This is a genomic window from Lentzea sp. NBC_00516 (assembly GCF_036346835.1).
In the GTDB taxonomy this organism is placed as follows: Bacteria; Actinomycetota; Actinomycetes; order Mycobacteriales; family Pseudonocardiaceae; genus Lentzea; species Lentzea sokolovensis.
The window spans coordinates 8189773-8204908 of record NZ_CP107840.1; the positions used below are offsets into that span (position 1 = coordinate 8189773).

The 15136-nt window shown below is 68.3% G+C and carries 11 protein-coding genes; 8 read left to right on the plus strand and 3 right to left on the minus strand.

The window, feature by feature from the left end; genetic code table 11:
• Positions 1-34: 34 nt before the first annotated feature.
• The 6 genes from hutH (at position 35) to OG205_RS38010 (ending at position 7698) form a co-directional block, all read left to right on the plus strand.
• Positions 35-1540: a histidine ammonia-lyase gene (gene hutH, locus OG205_RS37985; protein ID WP_330272643.1), complete on the plus strand. Its 1506-nt coding sequence runs from the start codon at positions 35-37 to the stop codon at positions 1538-1540.
• On the plus strand, positions 1540-3180 hold the full coding sequence (gene hutU, locus OG205_RS37990; RefSeq protein ID WP_330272644.1) for a urocanate hydratase: 1641 nt from the start codon (positions 1540-1542) through the stop codon (positions 3178-3180). Before hutH ends, hutU begins: the two co-directional genes overlap by 1 nt.
• On the plus strand, positions 3180-4349 hold the full coding sequence (locus OG205_RS37995) for an allantoate amidohydrolase (protein WP_330272645.1): 1170 nt from the start codon (positions 3180-3182) through the stop codon (positions 4347-4349). Before hutU ends, OG205_RS37995 begins: the two co-directional genes overlap by 1 nt.
• Positions 4346-5620, plus strand: coding sequence for a formimidoylglutamate deiminase (locus tag OG205_RS38000; protein WP_330272646.1), 1275 nt, complete (start codon positions 4346-4348; stop codon positions 5618-5620). Before OG205_RS37995 ends, OG205_RS38000 begins: the two co-directional genes overlap by 4 nt.
• A complete protein-coding gene (hutI, locus tag OG205_RS38005) occupies positions 5617-6750 on the plus strand; it encodes an imidazolonepropionase (RefSeq protein ID WP_330272647.1) in 1134 nt (377 codons plus the stop codon). Before OG205_RS38000 ends, hutI begins: the two co-directional genes overlap by 4 nt.
• 66 nt (positions 6751-6816) lie before the next feature.
• Positions 6817-7698, plus strand: a complete 882-nt coding sequence (locus OG205_RS38010; RefSeq protein WP_319975263.1) for a hypothetical protein — start codon at positions 6817-6819, stop codon at positions 7696-7698.
• 129 nt (positions 7699-7827) lie between these two features.
• On the opposite strand, the gene OG205_RS38015 is transcribed toward OG205_RS38010, so the two are convergent.
• A complete protein-coding gene (locus OG205_RS38015) occupies positions 7828-9000 on the minus strand; it encodes a S8 family peptidase (RefSeq protein ID WP_330272648.1) in 1173 nt (390 codons plus the stop codon).
• A 177-nt stretch (positions 9001-9177) separates the two neighbouring features.
• Between OG205_RS38015 and OG205_RS38020 the strand changes: the two genes are divergently transcribed.
• A complete protein-coding gene (locus tag OG205_RS38020) occupies positions 9178-10062 on the plus strand; it encodes a hypothetical protein (RefSeq protein WP_330272649.1) in 885 nt (294 codons plus the stop codon).
• A gap of 47 nt (positions 10063-10109) precedes the next feature.
• Here OG205_RS38020 and OG205_RS38025 read toward each other — a convergent pair whose 3' ends face one another.
• The gene (locus OG205_RS38025; protein ID WP_330272650.1) at positions 10110-11276 is read right to left on the minus strand and encodes a S8 family peptidase; all 1167 of its coding nucleotides are present in this window, start codon (positions 11274-11276) and stop codon (positions 10110-10112) included.
• 156 nt (positions 11277-11432) lie between these two features.
• Between OG205_RS38025 and OG205_RS38030 the strand changes: the two genes are divergently transcribed.
• A complete protein-coding gene (locus tag OG205_RS38030) occupies positions 11433-12425 on the plus strand; it encodes an aldo/keto reductase (protein ID WP_319975267.1) in 993 nt (330 codons plus the stop codon).
• Positions 12426-12452: 27 nt separating this feature from the next.
• On the opposite strand, the gene OG205_RS38035 is transcribed toward OG205_RS38030, so the two are convergent.
• Complete coding sequence (locus OG205_RS38035; protein ID WP_330272651.1) at positions 12453-15092, minus strand: NACHT domain-containing protein; 2640 nt, start codon at positions 15090-15092, stop codon at positions 12453-12455.
• Positions 15093-15136: the final 44 nt, after the last annotated feature.

Genomic DNA, 15136 nt, shown 5'->3' on the forward strand with positions numbered 1-15136 from the left:
CGCTGACTCGGCCCCGGAGCGCTGTGATGTCTCCATGCAGCAACCGGTGGAGCTGGGTCCGAAGCCTCTGACCCTCGAGGACGTTCATGCCGTCGCCCGCGACGGCGCCCCGGTGGAGATCACCGCGGCGGCCCGTGAGGCGGTCAACGCCGCCCGTGGCCACATCGAACAGCTCGCCACGGCCGAACGCCCCACCTACGGCGTCTCGACCGGGTTCGGCGCGCTCGCCGTCCGGCACATCCCGCCGGACCGCCGTGCCCAGCTGCAGCGGTCGCTGATCCGCTCGCACGCCGCCGGTTCCGGTCCAGAAGTCGAGCGGGAGGTCGTGCGGGCGTTGATGCTGCTGCGGCTGCGCACGCTCTCGACCGGCCACACCGGCGTCCGGCTGTCCACTGTGGACGCCATGGCGGGAATGCTGAACGCCGGCATCACCCCGATCGTGCACGAGTACGGCTCGCTGGGCTGCTCCGGCGACCTCGCGCCGTTGTCGGCCAGCGCGCTCGCGTTGATGGGCGAGGGCATGGTCCGCAACTCCCGCGACGAGCTCGTTCCCGCCGCGGAAGCGCTGGAAGAAGCCGGTATCAAACCGGTGCAGCTGGCCGAGAAGGAAGGCCTCGCGCTGATCAACGGCACCGACGGCATGCTCGGCATGCTGTCGCTGGCGATCGCCGACTTCACCAGGCTGCTGGACATCGCGGACCTCACCGCCGCGATGAGCGTCGAGGCCCTGCTGGGCACCGACCGCGTCTTCGAACCCGAACTGCACGCGCTGCGCCCGCACCCCGGCCAGAACGTCAGCGCCGCGCGGATGCTCGCGTTCCTCAAGAACTCCGAGATCGTCGCCTCGCACCGCGGCCCGGACTGCACCCGCGTGCAGGACGCCTACTCGCTGCGCTGCTCACCGCAGGTGCACGGCGCGGCCCGTGACACGGTGGCCTACGCGGCGACGGTGGCCGATCGCGAGCTGTCGTCCGTGATCGACAACCCCGTCGTGCTGGCGGACGGCCGCGTCGAGTCCAACGGCAACTTCCACGGCGCCCCGGTCGCCTACGTGCTGGACTTCCTGGCCATCCCGCTCGCGGACGTGGCCTCCATCGCCGAGCGCCGCACCGACCGCATGCTCGACGTCTCGCGGTCGCACGGCCTGCCGCCGTTCCTCGCCGACGACCCCGGCGTCGACTCCGGCCACATGATCGCCCAGTACACCCAGGCGGCGATCGTGTCCGAGCTCAAGCGCCTGGCCGTACCGGCCTCGGTCGACTCGATCCCTTCCTCGGCGATGCAAGAAGACCACGTGTCGATGGGCTGGTCCGCCGCCCGCAAGCTGCGCAAGGCCGTGGACGGCCTCACGACCGTGCTGGCCATCGAACTGCTCACCGCCGCACGGGCTCTCGACCTGCGCGCGCCCCTCAAGCCCGCCCCCGCGACGGCCGCCGCCGTGGCGAAGTTGCGCGAGACCGTCCTTGGCCCCGGCCCGGACCGCCACCTCGCCCCCGAGATCGCCGCCGCCGAGGCCCTGATTCGAAGTGGAGACCTGTGATGGTCGTACGCGCTGACCGCGGCACCGAGCTGACCGCGAAGAACTGGTCCACCGAGGCCGCGCTGCGGATGTTCCACAACAACCTCGACCCGGACGTCGCCGAGCGTCCCGAGGACCTCGTCGTCTACGGCGGCACCGGCAAGGCCGCGCGCGACTGGCCGTCGTTCGACGCCATCACCCGCGAGCTCAAGAACCTGGAAGCCGACGAGACGCTGCTCGTGCAGTCCGGTCGTCCGGTCGGTGTCATGCGCACGAACGAGTGGGCGCCGCGCGTGCTCATCGCGAACTCGAACCTCGTGCCGGACTGGGCGAACTGGCCCGAGTTCCGCCGCCTGGAGGCCGAGGGCCTCACGATGTACGGGCAGATGACCGCCGGTTCGTGGATCTACATCGGCACCCAGGGCATCCTGCAGGGCACCTTCGAGACGTTCGCCGCCGTCGCCACCAAGCGCTTCAACGGCACGCTCAGGGGCACCCTGACGGTCACCGCGGGCCTCGGTGGCATGGGTGGCGCGCAGCCGCTCGCCGTGACGATGAACGAGGGCGTCGCGCTGTGCATCGAGGTCGACCCGCACCGCGCGCAGCGTCGCCTGGAGACCCGCTACCTCGACGAGCTCGCGGACGACCTGGACTCGGCGATCGAGCGCGTGCTCGTCGCCAAGGCCGCCGGTGAGGCCGTTTCCGTTGGCGTCGTGGGCAATGCGGCCGAGATCCTGCCCGAGCTGCTACGCCGCGAGGTCGCGATCGACATCGTGACGGACCAGACGTCGGCGCACGACCCGTTGGCGTACCTGCCTGTCGGGGTCTCGCTGGAGGAGTGGCAGGACTACGCCGCCGCGAAGCCCGAGGAGTTCACCGAGCGCGCCCGCAAGTCGATGGCCACGCACGTCGAGGCCATGGTCGGGTTCATGGACCGCGGCGCCGAGGTGTTCGACTACGGCAACTCGATCCGCGGCGAGGCGCAGCTCGGCGGCTACGAGCGCGCGTTCGCGTTCCCCGGCTTCGTGCCCGCCTACATCCGCCCGTTGTTCTGCGAGGGCAAGGGCCCGTTCCGCTGGGCCGCGCTGTCCGGCGACCCCGCCGACATCGCCAAGACCGACGCCGCGATCCTGGAGCTGTTCCCGGACAACGAGCAGCTGCACCGGTGGATCAAGATGGCCGGTGAGCGCGTCGAGTTCCAGGGCCTGCCCGCCCGCATCTGCTGGCTCGGCTACGGCGAACGGCACCTGGCCGGCCTCAAGTTCAACGAGATGGTGGCGTCCGGCGAGCTGTCCGCGCCGATCGTCATCGGCCGCGACCACCTCGACTGCGGCTCGGTGGCCTCCCCGTACCGCGAGACCGAGTCGATGGCCGACGGTTCCGACGCGATCGCGGACTGGCCGCTGCTCAACGCGCTGGTCAACACGGCTTCCGGCGCCACCTGGGTGTCGATCCACCACGGCGGCGGCGTCGGCATCGGCCGTTCGATCCACGCCGGCCAGGTGACGGTCGCGGACGGCACTCCGCTGGCGGCGCAGAAGATCGAGCGCGTGCTGACCAACGACCCCGGCATGGGTGTCATCCGGCACGTGGACGCCGGGTACGACGAGGCCAAGACCGTGGCCGCCGACAAGGGTGTACGCATTCCGATGGAGGGCTGATGCTCGACCAGATCGCGGACGTCGGCAAGGACCTGAAGCGCGGCGGCTACTCGCGCCACGGATACGACAAGCCCGAACTCGAACTGCGGCACTGGTTCGTCGAGCAGGCCGTCAAGCGCGGCCTCAACGTCGAGACCGACCAGAACGGCAACCTCTGGGCGTGGTGGGGCGAGCGCGGCGACAACGCGCTCATCACCGGCAGCCACCTGGACTCGGTTCCCGGTGGCGGCGCGTTCGACGGCCCGCTGGGGGTGACGTCGGCTCTGGAGGCCGTGGATCTCCTGCAGGCCAAGGGGTTCAAGCCCGCGCGGCCGTTCGCGATCACGGTCTTCGCCGAGGAGGAGGGCGGCCGGTTCGGTGTCGCGTGCCTCGGCTCGCGGCTGCTGACCGGCGCCATCTCCCCGGAGAAGGCGTTGGCGCTCAAGGACCCGGACGGCATCACGCTGGCCGAGGCCATGAAGGCGGCCGGGTACGACCCCGATCTGGCCGGCCGCGACGAACGAGCGCTCAAGCGCATCGGTCAGTTCGTCGAGCTGCACGTCGAACAGGGCCGCGGCCTCACGGTTCCGGTCGGCGTGGCGAGCAGCATCCTCGCGCACGGCCGGTGGCGCTTCACGTTCTCCGGCGAGGGCAACCACGCCGGCGCGACGCTGATCGAAGACCGCCGTGACCCGATGCTCCCGGCATCACAACTCGTCCTCGCCGCCAGGAAGGCGGCCAGGGGTGGCGGGCGTGCCACCGTGGGAAGGCTCGTCCCCAACCCCGGTGGCACCAACGTCATCGCGTCCACTGTGGACGTCTGGCTGGACGCGCGGGACAGCGACGACGCGCGCACCCGTGCGATGGTCGCGGAGATCTCCGAGGCGGCTCACCAGGCCGCCAAGGAGGAAGGCTGCGAGTTGAGGATCACCGAGGAGTCGTACGGCGACACGGTGTACTTCGACAGCGGGCTGCGGGACGACATCGCGGGTGCGCTCGGCGGCGTTCCGGCGCTGCCGACCGGTGCGGGTCACGACGCGGGCATCCTCGCCGCGCACGTGCCGACCGCGATGTTGTTCGTGCGCAACCCCACCGGCGTCAGTCACGCGCCGGAGGAGTTCGCCGAGCAGGCCGACGTCGACGAGGGCGTCAAGGCGCTGGCCGCGACCATCGAACACCTCGGTTCATGAACTTCTGGTGCGAGCGAGCCTGGTTGCCCGCCGGGCTCGCCGACCGCGTCCTGATCAGGGTCGAGAACGGCGTGATCGCGAACGTGTCCACAGTGGACACGATTCCGCTGGGTGTTCGCCGCCTGCACGGCGTTGTCGTGCCGGGCTTCGCGAACGCCCATTCGCACGCGTTCCATCGGGCGTTGAGGGGGCGCACGCACGACGGCGGCGGCACGTTCTGGACGTGGCGCGAAGGCATGTACGCGCTGGCGTCGAAGCTGACCCCGCAGTCGTACTACCGCCTTGCCCGCGCGGTCTACGGCGAGATGGCGCTCGCGGGTGTGACGGCCGTGGGCGAGTTCCACTACGTCCACGACAGGTCGAACGAGTTCGGGTACGCGCTGCGTGAAGCGGCCAAGGACGCGGGCATCCGCCTCACGTTGCTCGACACCTGCTATCTCGCGGGTGGCATCGACCAGCCCGTCAACGAGGTGCAGCAACGCTTCTCCGACGGCACCGCCGAGGCGTGGGCGTCCAGGGTCAGCGAGCTGAAGGCCGACGACGTGATGCGTGTCGGTGCGGCGATCCACTCGGTGCGCGCCGTCCCGCGAGCCGAGCTTTCCGTGGTGGCGCAGGCGTTCCCGGACGCCCCGTTGCACGTCCACCTCTCCGAGCAGCCCGCCGAGAACGAGGCCTGCCTGGCTGCCTACGGCCTCACGCCGACCGGACTCCTGCACGAGGCCGGCGCGTTGTCACCCCGCACCACGGCCGTGCACGCCACGCACCTGACGGCCGAGGACATCGCACTGCTGGGCGACTCCGGGACCGGCGCGTGCTTCTGCCCGACGACCGAGGCGGACCTGGCCGACGGCATCGGCCCCGCCCGTGAACTGGCCGACGCGGGCAGCCCGTTGTCGCTGGGAAGCGACCAGCACGCGGTGATCGACCCGCTGCTGGAAACCCGCGCGTTGGAGCACAACGAACGTCTCCGCACCGGTCAGCGCGGCCGCTTCTCGCCGGCCGAACTGCTCGACGCCGCCACCCGCCACTCCGCGCTGGGCTGGGCCGGGGGACGCATCGAGCCGGGTGCGCCCTGCGACCTCGTGGCGATCAGCTGCTCGACGCCGCGCACCGCGGGTTCGTTGCCGCAGCAGGTTCTCCTGACAGCGACAGCGTCCGATGTGGACACAGTGGTCGTCGGCGGCCGCGTGGTCGCCTCGGGCGGGGTGCACGAGACTCTGGGAGACGTCGGCAGGCTGCTGACGGACGCGATCGAGGAGCTGTGGGCATGAGCGTGCTGATCACCGGCATCGGTGAGCTGACCACGAACACCGAGGTCGGCGGCGACGCGCTGGTCATCGACGGCTCGGAGATCGCCTGGGTCGGAAACGCGAACAGCGCCCCCGCCGCCGACGAACGGGTCGACGTCGAGGGTCGCGCGGTGCTGCCCGGCTGGGTCGACAGCCACACCCACCTGGTCTTCGCGGGCGACCGGACCGCCGAGTTCGGCGCGCGCATGGCCGGCAAGCCCTACACCGCGGGCGGCATCGCCGTCACCGTCGACGCGACCCGTGCCGCGACCGACGAGGAGCTGGCCGCGGTCGTGCGCAAGCACATCGCCGAAGCTCTCCGCCAGGGAACGACGTTCGTCGAGACCAAGACCGGCTACGGCCTGAACGTTCAGGACGAGGTGCGGTCGGCGCGCATCGCGGCCGAGCACGCCGACGAGGTCACGTTCCTCGGCGCCCACCTCGTGCCGCCCGGCGCGGATGCGGACGAGTACGTCGAACTGGTCCGCGGCGAGATGCTCGACGCCGTCGCACCCCTCGTGCGCTGGGCGGACGTGTTCTGCGAGAAAGGCGCCTTCGACTACGACCAGTCGAAGGCGGTGCTCGTCGCGGCCAAGGAGAAGGGCCTGGGCCTGCGCGTCCACGGCAACCAGCTCGGCGAGGGTCCCGGCGTGCGGCTGGCCGTGGAACTCGGGGCCGCATCGGTAGACCACTGCACGTACTTGTCGCCCGCCGACATCGACGCGCTGGCGTCGTCGGACACCGTCGCCACGCTGCTCCCGGCGTGCGATCTGTCGACCCGCCAGTCGCTGCCGCCCGCCCGCGCCCTGCTGGACGCCGGTGCGACGGTCGCGCTCGCCAGCAACTGCAACCCCGGTTCGTCGTACACCTCGTCGATGGCGTTCTGCGTGACGACAGCGGTCCTGCAGATGCGGATGAGCGTCGAGGAAGCGGTCTGGGCGGCCACGGCGGGAGGCGCGCAGGCGTTGCGCCGCACCGACGTCGGGGTCATCAGGCCTGGTGCGCGGGCTGATCTCCACGTGCTGGACGCACCCTCGATCACGCATCTGGCGTACCGGCCGGGCGTCCCGTTGACGCACTCGGTGTGGCGTCGGGGCGAACGAGCCAATTGAGACAGCTGTCTCATTGCCCTCCGTGTGGGCCTACTGGCGGAAGGTGCGGGGCCGTACGGTGTCCCCGTGGTGGATTTCGCGGAGGCCCTGACGAAAGCCGTCGACAACAGCGGTCTCAGTCTCGAACGCATCCAGCACCACCTCGCCGCTCGCGGCATGCAGGTGAGCATCTCGACGCTCAGCTACTGGCGCCGCGGCCGCAGCCGGCCGGAACGCCCCGAGTCGCTGAAGGTCGTCGCCGCGCTGGAGGAACTGCTCGACCTCGGTGAGGGCTTCCTGACCGACCGGCTGGGTGACAAGCGGCCACGTGGGCGCTGGGTGGACCAATCACTGTCCCTTGAGGACATGTGGGACTCGCGGGCCACCGACCTCGGTGAGGTCATGTCGCGGATCGACCGGCTGCAGCCGACGGCGACGACGTACCTGAGCGTGCAGGACCGGCAGGTGATCGGGCCGGACCGCCGTGAGGTCTCGAACCACTGCACCGGCGTGATCCAGGCGCTGGAGGACGGCGTCGACAGGTTCCTCGCGATCCAGCTGGCCGATGCCACGGACCTCGGCGTGCCGTCGATCGAGGCGGGGCCGCCGTGCCGGCTGGGGAGAGTGCGCAGCGAGGACTCCACGGGGTTCCTCGTCGCGGAGATCCTCTTCGACCGGATGCTCAGAGCGGGAGAGACGGCTCTCGTCGACTACGTGGTCCGGATGAGACCTGGCGCCGACAGCGAGGTCTGCGACCGGCGGTTCCTGCGCCCGGTGAACGACTACACGCTGCAGATCGACTTCCACCCGGACGCGGTGCCGGCACGCTGTTTCCAGTTCGCCAGGCCTTCGCTGCACGAACCGGAGACCGCTCTGAACGATCTGTGGATCGGGACGACGGCGTCGACGCACATCCACGTGCGGAACTCGAAGCCCGGAATCTATGGAGTGCGGTGGGAGTGGGAGTAGCCGCTACTCCCACTCCCACCGCAAGCGCCCCCAGTCGAAACGATGCGCTCGGCCGAGCCGCATTCGGCCTGCTCATCAAGGGCGCCCAGGATGGCCGTCGCCGCTGCAGGTGGCGGCGACAGCAGGTTCCTAGACCTTCAGCAACAGGTTCGGTGAACCCGTCTTGATGTCGGTCAGCTTGTTCGGCGTCGCCGCGCCGACCAGGGCGTTGCGCACCTGGGCGGGTGTCGCGGACGGGTTCGCGCTCAGGTAGAGCGCCGCCGCTCCGGCGACGTGCGGGGAGGCCATCGACGTGCCGCCCATGGACCGCGTGCCGGTGTCGTTGCTGTGCGAGGCGCTCACGATGTCGCTGCCCGGTGCCCAGATGTCGAGGCACTTGCCGTAGTTCGACGAGCCCGCCGACCAGATCGACCGCTTGTCCGCGCGATCCGACGCACCGACCGTGATCGCCTCCGGCGTGCGGGCCGGGGTGAAGTTGCACGCGTCCTGGCCGCTGTTGCCGCCCGCCAGCACGTAGGTGATGCCCGCGCTGATCGAGCGCTTGACGGCGTTCTCCAGCGAGGCGTTCGTGCCGCTGCCACCGAGGCTCATGTTGACGACGGCGGGCTTCTTGCCGTTGGCCGTCACCCAGTCGATGCCGCGGATGATGCCGTCCCACGCGCCGCTGCCGTTGCAGTCGAGCACACGCACGCCGACGAGCTTGGCCTTCTTCGCGACGCCGTAGGTCTTGCCCGCGACCGTGCCGGCGACGTGCGTGCCGTGGCCCTGGCAGTCCTGTGCGACGGCGTCGTTGTCGATGAAGTCGTAACCGTCGGAAGCGCGGCCCTCGAATTCGGAATGCGTTTTCCTGATTCCGGTGTCGAGAACGTACGCGGTCACGTTCGACGCGGTGTTCGGGTACGTGTACTTCTGGTCGAGCGGCAGGTTCGCCTGGTCGATCCGGTCGAGACCCCAGACCGGGTTCGACTGGGTCGCCTGGATCGTGGCGACCGTGTTGCGCTCGACGAATTGCACGTCCGGGTCGGCGGCGAGCCTGCGCGCCTGCCGTTCGGACATTCCGGTGACCGAGAACCCGTTCAGCGCGGTGCTGTAGGTGTGCTTGACATTGCCCTGGTAGCGGGACGCCAACGCGCTGGCAGGGGTGCGCGCTCCGTCCTTCAGCACCACGATGTAGCTGCCCTCGACCGCCTGTGCGCCCGCACCGGGGAGCACCGCTTCCTCAGCGATCGCGGTGGGCGTCCACATCGCTGTGGAAGCGATGCCCAATGCCGCCGCGATGGCGACATGACGCCGAAGTGCCATGGGTTCCTCCTGGCAGGGAATGAACTGGGGAACACCAAGAAACTAACGCGGGTTGTGCTTCGGATAACAGGTTCGAAACTTCAGTTCTCAATACTGTCAAAACTGTTTCGACACCGTTTTCGGGCACTCGCCGTGCCTGGACGAGCCGGATTTGATCACTGGCCGTAGCATTCGGGCGTGCAGGAATTCGCCGAGGAGTTGACGAAGGCCGTGGAGGCCAGCGGTCTCAGTCTGGAGCGGATCCAGCACCATCTGGAGTTGCGCGGCGTGCAGGTGAGCCTGTCGACGCTGAGCTACTGGCGGCGCGGGCGCAGCCGTCCGGAACGGCCTGAGTCGCTCGCCGCGGTCGCCGCTCTCGAAGAGATCCTTCGGTTGGAGCCGGGAACGTTGACCGGCAGCCTCGGCGACAAGCGGCCGCGCGGGCGGTGGGTCGAGCGCGCCGCCGCGCTGGAGGGGATCTGGCAGGAGGCCGCGGTCGACCTCGGTCGTGCGATCAACCGCGTGGACAGGCTGCTGGCGTCCCCGGCGAAGTACATCAGCCTGCGCGACGTCGTGGTGATCGGTCCCGACCGGCGTGAGGTCGAGATGCGGACCAGCTCGGTGATCGAGGCGTTCGAGGACGGCGTCGACCGGCTCCTCGTCGCGAAGGTCGCGGAGGACACCGACCTCTCCACCGGTGACATCGTCGCCGAGAAGTCGTGCCGGGTGGGCCGGGTGCGCAGGGACGACGAGCACAACCTGCTCGTCGCCGAGGTCATCCTCGACCGGGTGCTGCGGGCGGGGGACACCGCGCTCGTCGACCTCAGGATGATCGCCGACCCCGGCGCGGACAGCGTGTCGGCGGACCGCACGTTCATCCGCAACCTGCGCGACTACGTGCTGGAGGTCGAGTTCCACCCCGACGCGGTGCCCGTGCGCTGTCACAGCTTCACACGGTCCGAGAAGGGCGCACCCGACGTGGACACGGGCGACCTCTGGATCGGCACCACCGCCTCCGCGCACCTGGTCGTGCACGAAGCCCAGGCGGGCTCCGTGCACGGCATCAAGTGGGAGTGGGAGTAGCGGCCCTCGCTCGCTACTCCCACGACTGCGCAACGGGTTCCTGTTCCCTACTGCCCGATGCGCAGCAGCCTGTTGGGCGAGCCGATCTGCAGCCCGCGCAGGATGTTCGTGCTCGCGTCGTTCACGAGCGCATCCCGCACCTGCCGGTTCGTCGCGCCGGGGTGCGTGCTCAGGTAGACCGCCGCCGCTCCGGCCACCGCGGGCGTCGCCATCGACGTGCCGCTGTCGAGCCGGAGACCGAAGTTGTTGGCGTGCGAGGCCGAACTGATGTCCGTGCCGGGAGCCCAGACGTCGACGCACCGGCCCCAGTTCGACGCCGTGCCCCACTGCGGCCAGACGGACCGGTTGTCGTTGGCGTCGGTGGCTCCGACCGTGATCGCGTCCGGCAGCCGCGCCGGCGTGTAGCCGCAGGCGTCGCGGCCGTCGTTGCCCGCCGCGATCACGTAGGTGAAGCCGGCCGCGATCGACCGGGTGACCGCGCGTTCGAGAGCGTCGTCCTGACCCCGCCCGCCGAGACTCATGTTGACCACGGCGGGGCGCACTCCGTTGGCGGTGACCCAGTCGACGCCGGCGACCACGCTGTCCTGGTCGGCCCTGTTGTCACACCCGAGCACCCGCACGCTGACGACCTGCGCCCGCTTCGCGACCCCGGACGTCCTGCCCGCGATCGTGCCGGCGACATGGGTGCCGTGACCCGCGCAGTCACTGGCGTCCGCGTCGTCGTCGACGAAGTCGAATCCGTGCGACGCGCGTCCTTCGAATTCGTTGTGCGTAATTCGAACGCCGCTGTCGACAACGTACGCGCGCACGCTCGCCGCGTTGTTCTGATAGGTGTACTGGCGGTCCAGCGGCAAAGCGCGCTGGTCGACCCTGTCGAGATTCCACGGCGCGTTCGGCTGGGTGTCGTTGCCGGAGATGATCAGGTTGCGTTGCACGTAGTCGACCGCGGGTTCGGCGGCCAGTCGCCTGGCCTGCCGCTCGGTCATGTCCCGCACGGAGAAGCCGTGCAGAGCCGCCCGATAGGTCCGCTTGAGCCTGCCCTCGTACTTGCTCACCAACGCCTGCGGGGACGCGCTGACGCCGTCCTTGAGAACGACGATGTAGCTGCCTGGGACGGCCTCGCCAACGCCGCGCAGAGCTTGTTGCGCGGTGGCCGTCGGGGTGCAGAGAACGGTCGCGAACAATGCCACCACAATGCAGGTGTTGATTCTCATCGAGTTCCTCCTGACAGGGTCGAACGCGATGAACGTAACTTCACAGGTGGGTGAAATGGCAGTGGAGAAAATTTGGCCCTCAACACTGTCAAATCTGTGGCGAGCTGGAGCAACTCCACGTGGCACAATGCCGCGCCGCGAGGCAGGGTGGAGACCATGGAGTACACCAACCTCGGTCGCAGCGGCCTGTCCGTCTCCCGCCTGTGCCTCGGCACGATGAACTTCGGTCCCGAGACGTCCGAGGCCGACAGCCACGCGATCATGGATCGCGCCCACGAGCACGGCCTCAACTTCTTCGACACGGCCAACGTCTACGGCTGGAAGAAGGGCGAGGGCGTCACCGAGAACATCATCGGCAACTGGTTCGCCAAGGGCGGCACCCGCCGCGAACGCACCGTCGTAGCCACCAAGCTCTACGGCAGCATGGGCGACTGGCCGAACGAGACCAAGCTGTCGGCGCTGAACATCCGCCGCGCCGCCGACGCGTCGTTGAAGCGCCTGCAGACCGACTACATCGACCTCTACCAGATGCACCACGTAGACCGCGAAACGCCGTGGGACGAGATCTGGGAAGCCTTCTCCGTACTGCGCCAGCAGGGCAAGGTCATCTACTTCGGCTCGTCCAACTTCGCCGGCTGGCACATCGCCCAGGCCGCAGAGGCCGCGCGCACCCGCGGGTTCCTCGGCCTGGTGTCCGAGCAGTCGATCTACAACCTGATGACGCGCTGGGTCGAGCTGGAGGTCCTGCCTGCCGCTCGTCACTACGGGCTCGGCGTGATCCCTTGGTCGCCGTTGCACGGCGGGTTGCTGGGCGGTGTGTTGCGCAAGCAGCGTGAGGGCGGGGCTTCTCGGTCGGCCTCTGGGCGTTCCGCGGACGCGTTGGAGAAGTACCGCGACACGATCGACGCCTACGAGAAGTTGTGTGCGGAGATCGGGGAGGACCCGGCGAACGTCGGCCTTGCGTGGCTGCTGCACCAGGAGGGTGTGACGGCGCCGATCATCGGGCCGCGGACCATTGAGCAGCTCGACAACTCGTTGCGTGCCGCGGAGTTGAAGCTGGACGCGGACGTGCTGGGGAAGCTCGACGAGCTGTTCCCGGCGCCGGCGCCGAACGGGTCGAAGCCTGCCCCGGAGGCCTACGCCTGGTGACGGCTGTGGTCCCCGCGACTTTGACGGTCAGTCTGTGGCCAGGACGATCGTCTCGGTCGCGGGGATGTCGCCGTTGATGCGCTTCTCCATGAATGACACCGCAACTGCGATCTCCTTGAACCTTCTTCGCAGGTGCTCCTCGTGCGTTTCCAGCGAGAGGCACATCGCCGCGATCCTGAGTTCGGCAGCCAGCAGCTCAGTAAGAGGCTCGACCCGCGAGAAGACCGCATCTGCCATCGTGAGAAAACGAGGCAGGTTCTCCGTACCCCACGGGGCAAGCCCCGCGTTGCGCACTCCGTCCACCAGGGCGGTGGGGCGGAACGGCAGCGGAAGGGTGATCTCGTCCAAATTGGGGAAGAGGAGCTGGAACTGCGTTGCGTACGACGATCGTTGGTCGAGGAAGCGTGAATCGAAACCTCGGAACAGCGCCCGGCCCATCGCGTCCTCGTAGTTGGTGATGATCGAGTCGGTGCTCAGTCTCAGCACTCGCAGCCGAGTGTTCACCCATGCCGCGTCACTTGGGGAGGATGTGCCCGCGATCGTTGATGCCAGCACTCTCGGGATCTCGGGTAGAAGAGCGAAATCCTTGGAGAGATGAAGGAGTGCGCGACTGGCCGCAGAAGCGTTGGGGACCTGCCACTGCAAAGCCGTCTCAGTGTCATTCTCCGCCCACATGAAAATTGAGCTCAGCGTCGCGAGCGGTGATGACGCTTTTTCAGAACGGCTGGGCAGGCGATATGTCTGCTCGCCTGTGCCACCGTCGTTTACCCAGTTTACGAACGTCTTCGCGTCATCGAACCGCACGCCGCGGACAGGTTTGTCCGGAAGTCCAGGCGGGCTGTCAGGTCGACAGAGCGGGTGTGTTTCCAGGAACAACTGGTAGATGCGGTTGGTCACAGGGGCTACGCACAAACGGGTTCCCTCGTCCGTGCGAATGAGTCGGCGGAGGTGCTGTGACACCACGACGTGAATCATGAGGCGCCGCAACGGAGTGTTCGTCGTCGTCGTGAACACGGAGTCCAGCAGTCGGCTGAGACGGTCGCGCAACTCGGCTTCGAGTTCATTTGCCAGTTCAGCGCAGTCGAACGCCAGCGACAACGCCCGGACCGTTCCTGAATCAAGGCAGGACTGGACGATCGGGTCGGCGTTTCCGCGGGCCACGTGCAGCAGTGTGGTCTCGCGCCACCACACGTCATCGACGTTGTCCATCAGCACCTGGGTCAGCTGTTTTTCCCGGATGTGATGCGCGGCAAGGTGTTCCTGGAAGGTCAGGTGTGCGAACGCGTAGAAACCGGGTTCCCGCTCTATCAGCAAACCGCTCGACGTCATGTCCGAGAGGAAATCAGCCTCGTTCACGCCGGGAGCCATGCGACGCAGACTGGAACGGATCTCTATCGCGAGCTGGTCGCGGGAGACGTCGCGGGTGTGCTTGCACATCATCATGAATGCCAAACTGCTCAGCAGCACCATCTTCTGGTCACTGGTCAGTTCGGAGGTGAGTTTCTTGGCCTCCTGGCGCCGCCACAGCAGCACCTGACAGATCTCGCTGTACAGGTCCACGCGGCTGCCCGGTAGCGCGCCGCGAAACTTGTGCACGTTCGAGATCATGGTGAGCAGCAACGGGTTCACCGTCAGCTCGTATAGCGTGTGGTTCTGCCGCACGCGTTCGAGCAGATCGTCGGCTTCCTCGGCGGCGCGCCGGGTGACGTCCGCGGACTTCTCGCCGGTGCTGCGCTGCTCGAAGCCGAGATACCACCCACGCACGAACCTCGTCACCTGTTGGTCGGTGAAGCCGCGGACCTGGACGACATCCGCACCGGAGACCGGGGCGCTCTGGTAGCCGTGCGGGCGTGAGGTGATCACGAAGTCGTTCAACGGATAGCGCACGACCTGGCGTTCAACCCAGTCCGAGACCTCACTGCGATGCTGTTGGTTCGCGACCTCGTCCAGGCCATCGAGCAGGATGAGGCATTTACCAGCGCGCAGCTTCTGCTCGAACCAGCCAGTGGGTGAGTCGGGGCGGATCAGGTCGGGCAGGGCGGTGCCCTCGGTGATGGCTTGGACGTGGTCGCGGAGGTAGAGCAGCACAGGTACTTGTCGGCGTCGTCGGCGTCGGCGGCGGCACACCTGCAACGCCGTGTGTCGCAGCAGCGTGGTTTTGCCACAGCCTGGAGCGCCGATCACGGCGAGCACCACAGGATCGGGTTTGTCGATCAGGTCGCCGATGGACCGCCGCACGGGATCGACAATTCGCTGGCCCAGTACCCCGGCGGGGACGTTGCTCGGGTCGCTGTGGACGAGACTCACGTCCACGAAGACCTCGTCGAGCTGGTGCGTGTAGAACCCTGTGGTCGCGAGGCCCTTGAGGTCGATGAACCTCAGGCTGCCCAGCACCGACTCGCGGTAGCGGCGCTCGAAGCCGGACAGGCGCCGCCTGGCCCGCTCGTCGATCGACTGCGCCAGCGGGTCTTTCCAGCGTTTGTTCAGCTCGTCGGCGGTGCCGCCGACGAGCTTGCTGACGAAGCCGATGCCCAGGACGACTGCTTCGTAGGCCACGAAGGCCAGTGCGGCTAGGAGTGGGTGTGTCTTTGCCCAGGTCTGCAGGAAGACGAAGGCCGCGGCTGGAGGTGCGATGGCCGCGCCGAGCAGGCCGAGGATCTTGCCCATGCACCTCTAGTCGTCCGAGGTGCACGGGATGTCACGTTATTCGT

Coding starts and splice junctions, on each gene's coding strand:
- hutH (WP_330272643.1), top strand. CDS start 35: ATGCAGCAACCGGTGGAGCTGGGTCCGAAGCCTCTGACCCTCGAGGAC.
- hutU (WP_330272644.1), top strand. CDS start 1,540: ATGGTCGTACGCGCTGACCGCGGCACCGAGCTGACCGCGAAGAACTGG.
- OG205_RS37995 (WP_330272645.1), top strand. CDS start 3,180: ATGCTCGACCAGATCGCGGACGTCGGCAAGGACCTGAAGCGCGGCGGC.
- OG205_RS38000 (WP_330272646.1), top strand. CDS start 4,346: ATGAACTTCTGGTGCGAGCGAGCCTGGTTGCCCGCCGGGCTCGCCGAC.
- hutI (WP_330272647.1), top strand. CDS start 5,617: ATGAGCGTGCTGATCACCGGCATCGGTGAGCTGACCACGAACACCGAG.
- OG205_RS38015 (WP_330272648.1), bottom strand. CDS start 9,000: ATGGCACTTCGGCGTCATGTCGCCATCGCGGCGGCATTGGGCATCGCT.
- OG205_RS38025 (WP_330272650.1), bottom strand. CDS start 11,276: ATGAGAATCAACACCTGCATTGTGGTGGCATTGTTCGCGACCGTTCTC.
- OG205_RS38030 (WP_319975267.1), top strand. CDS start 11,433: ATGGAGTACACCAACCTCGGTCGCAGCGGCCTGTCCGTCTCCCGCCTG.
- OG205_RS38035 (WP_330272651.1), bottom strand. CDS start 15,092: ATGGGCAAGATCCTCGGCCTGCTCGGCGCGGCCATCGCACCTCCAGCC.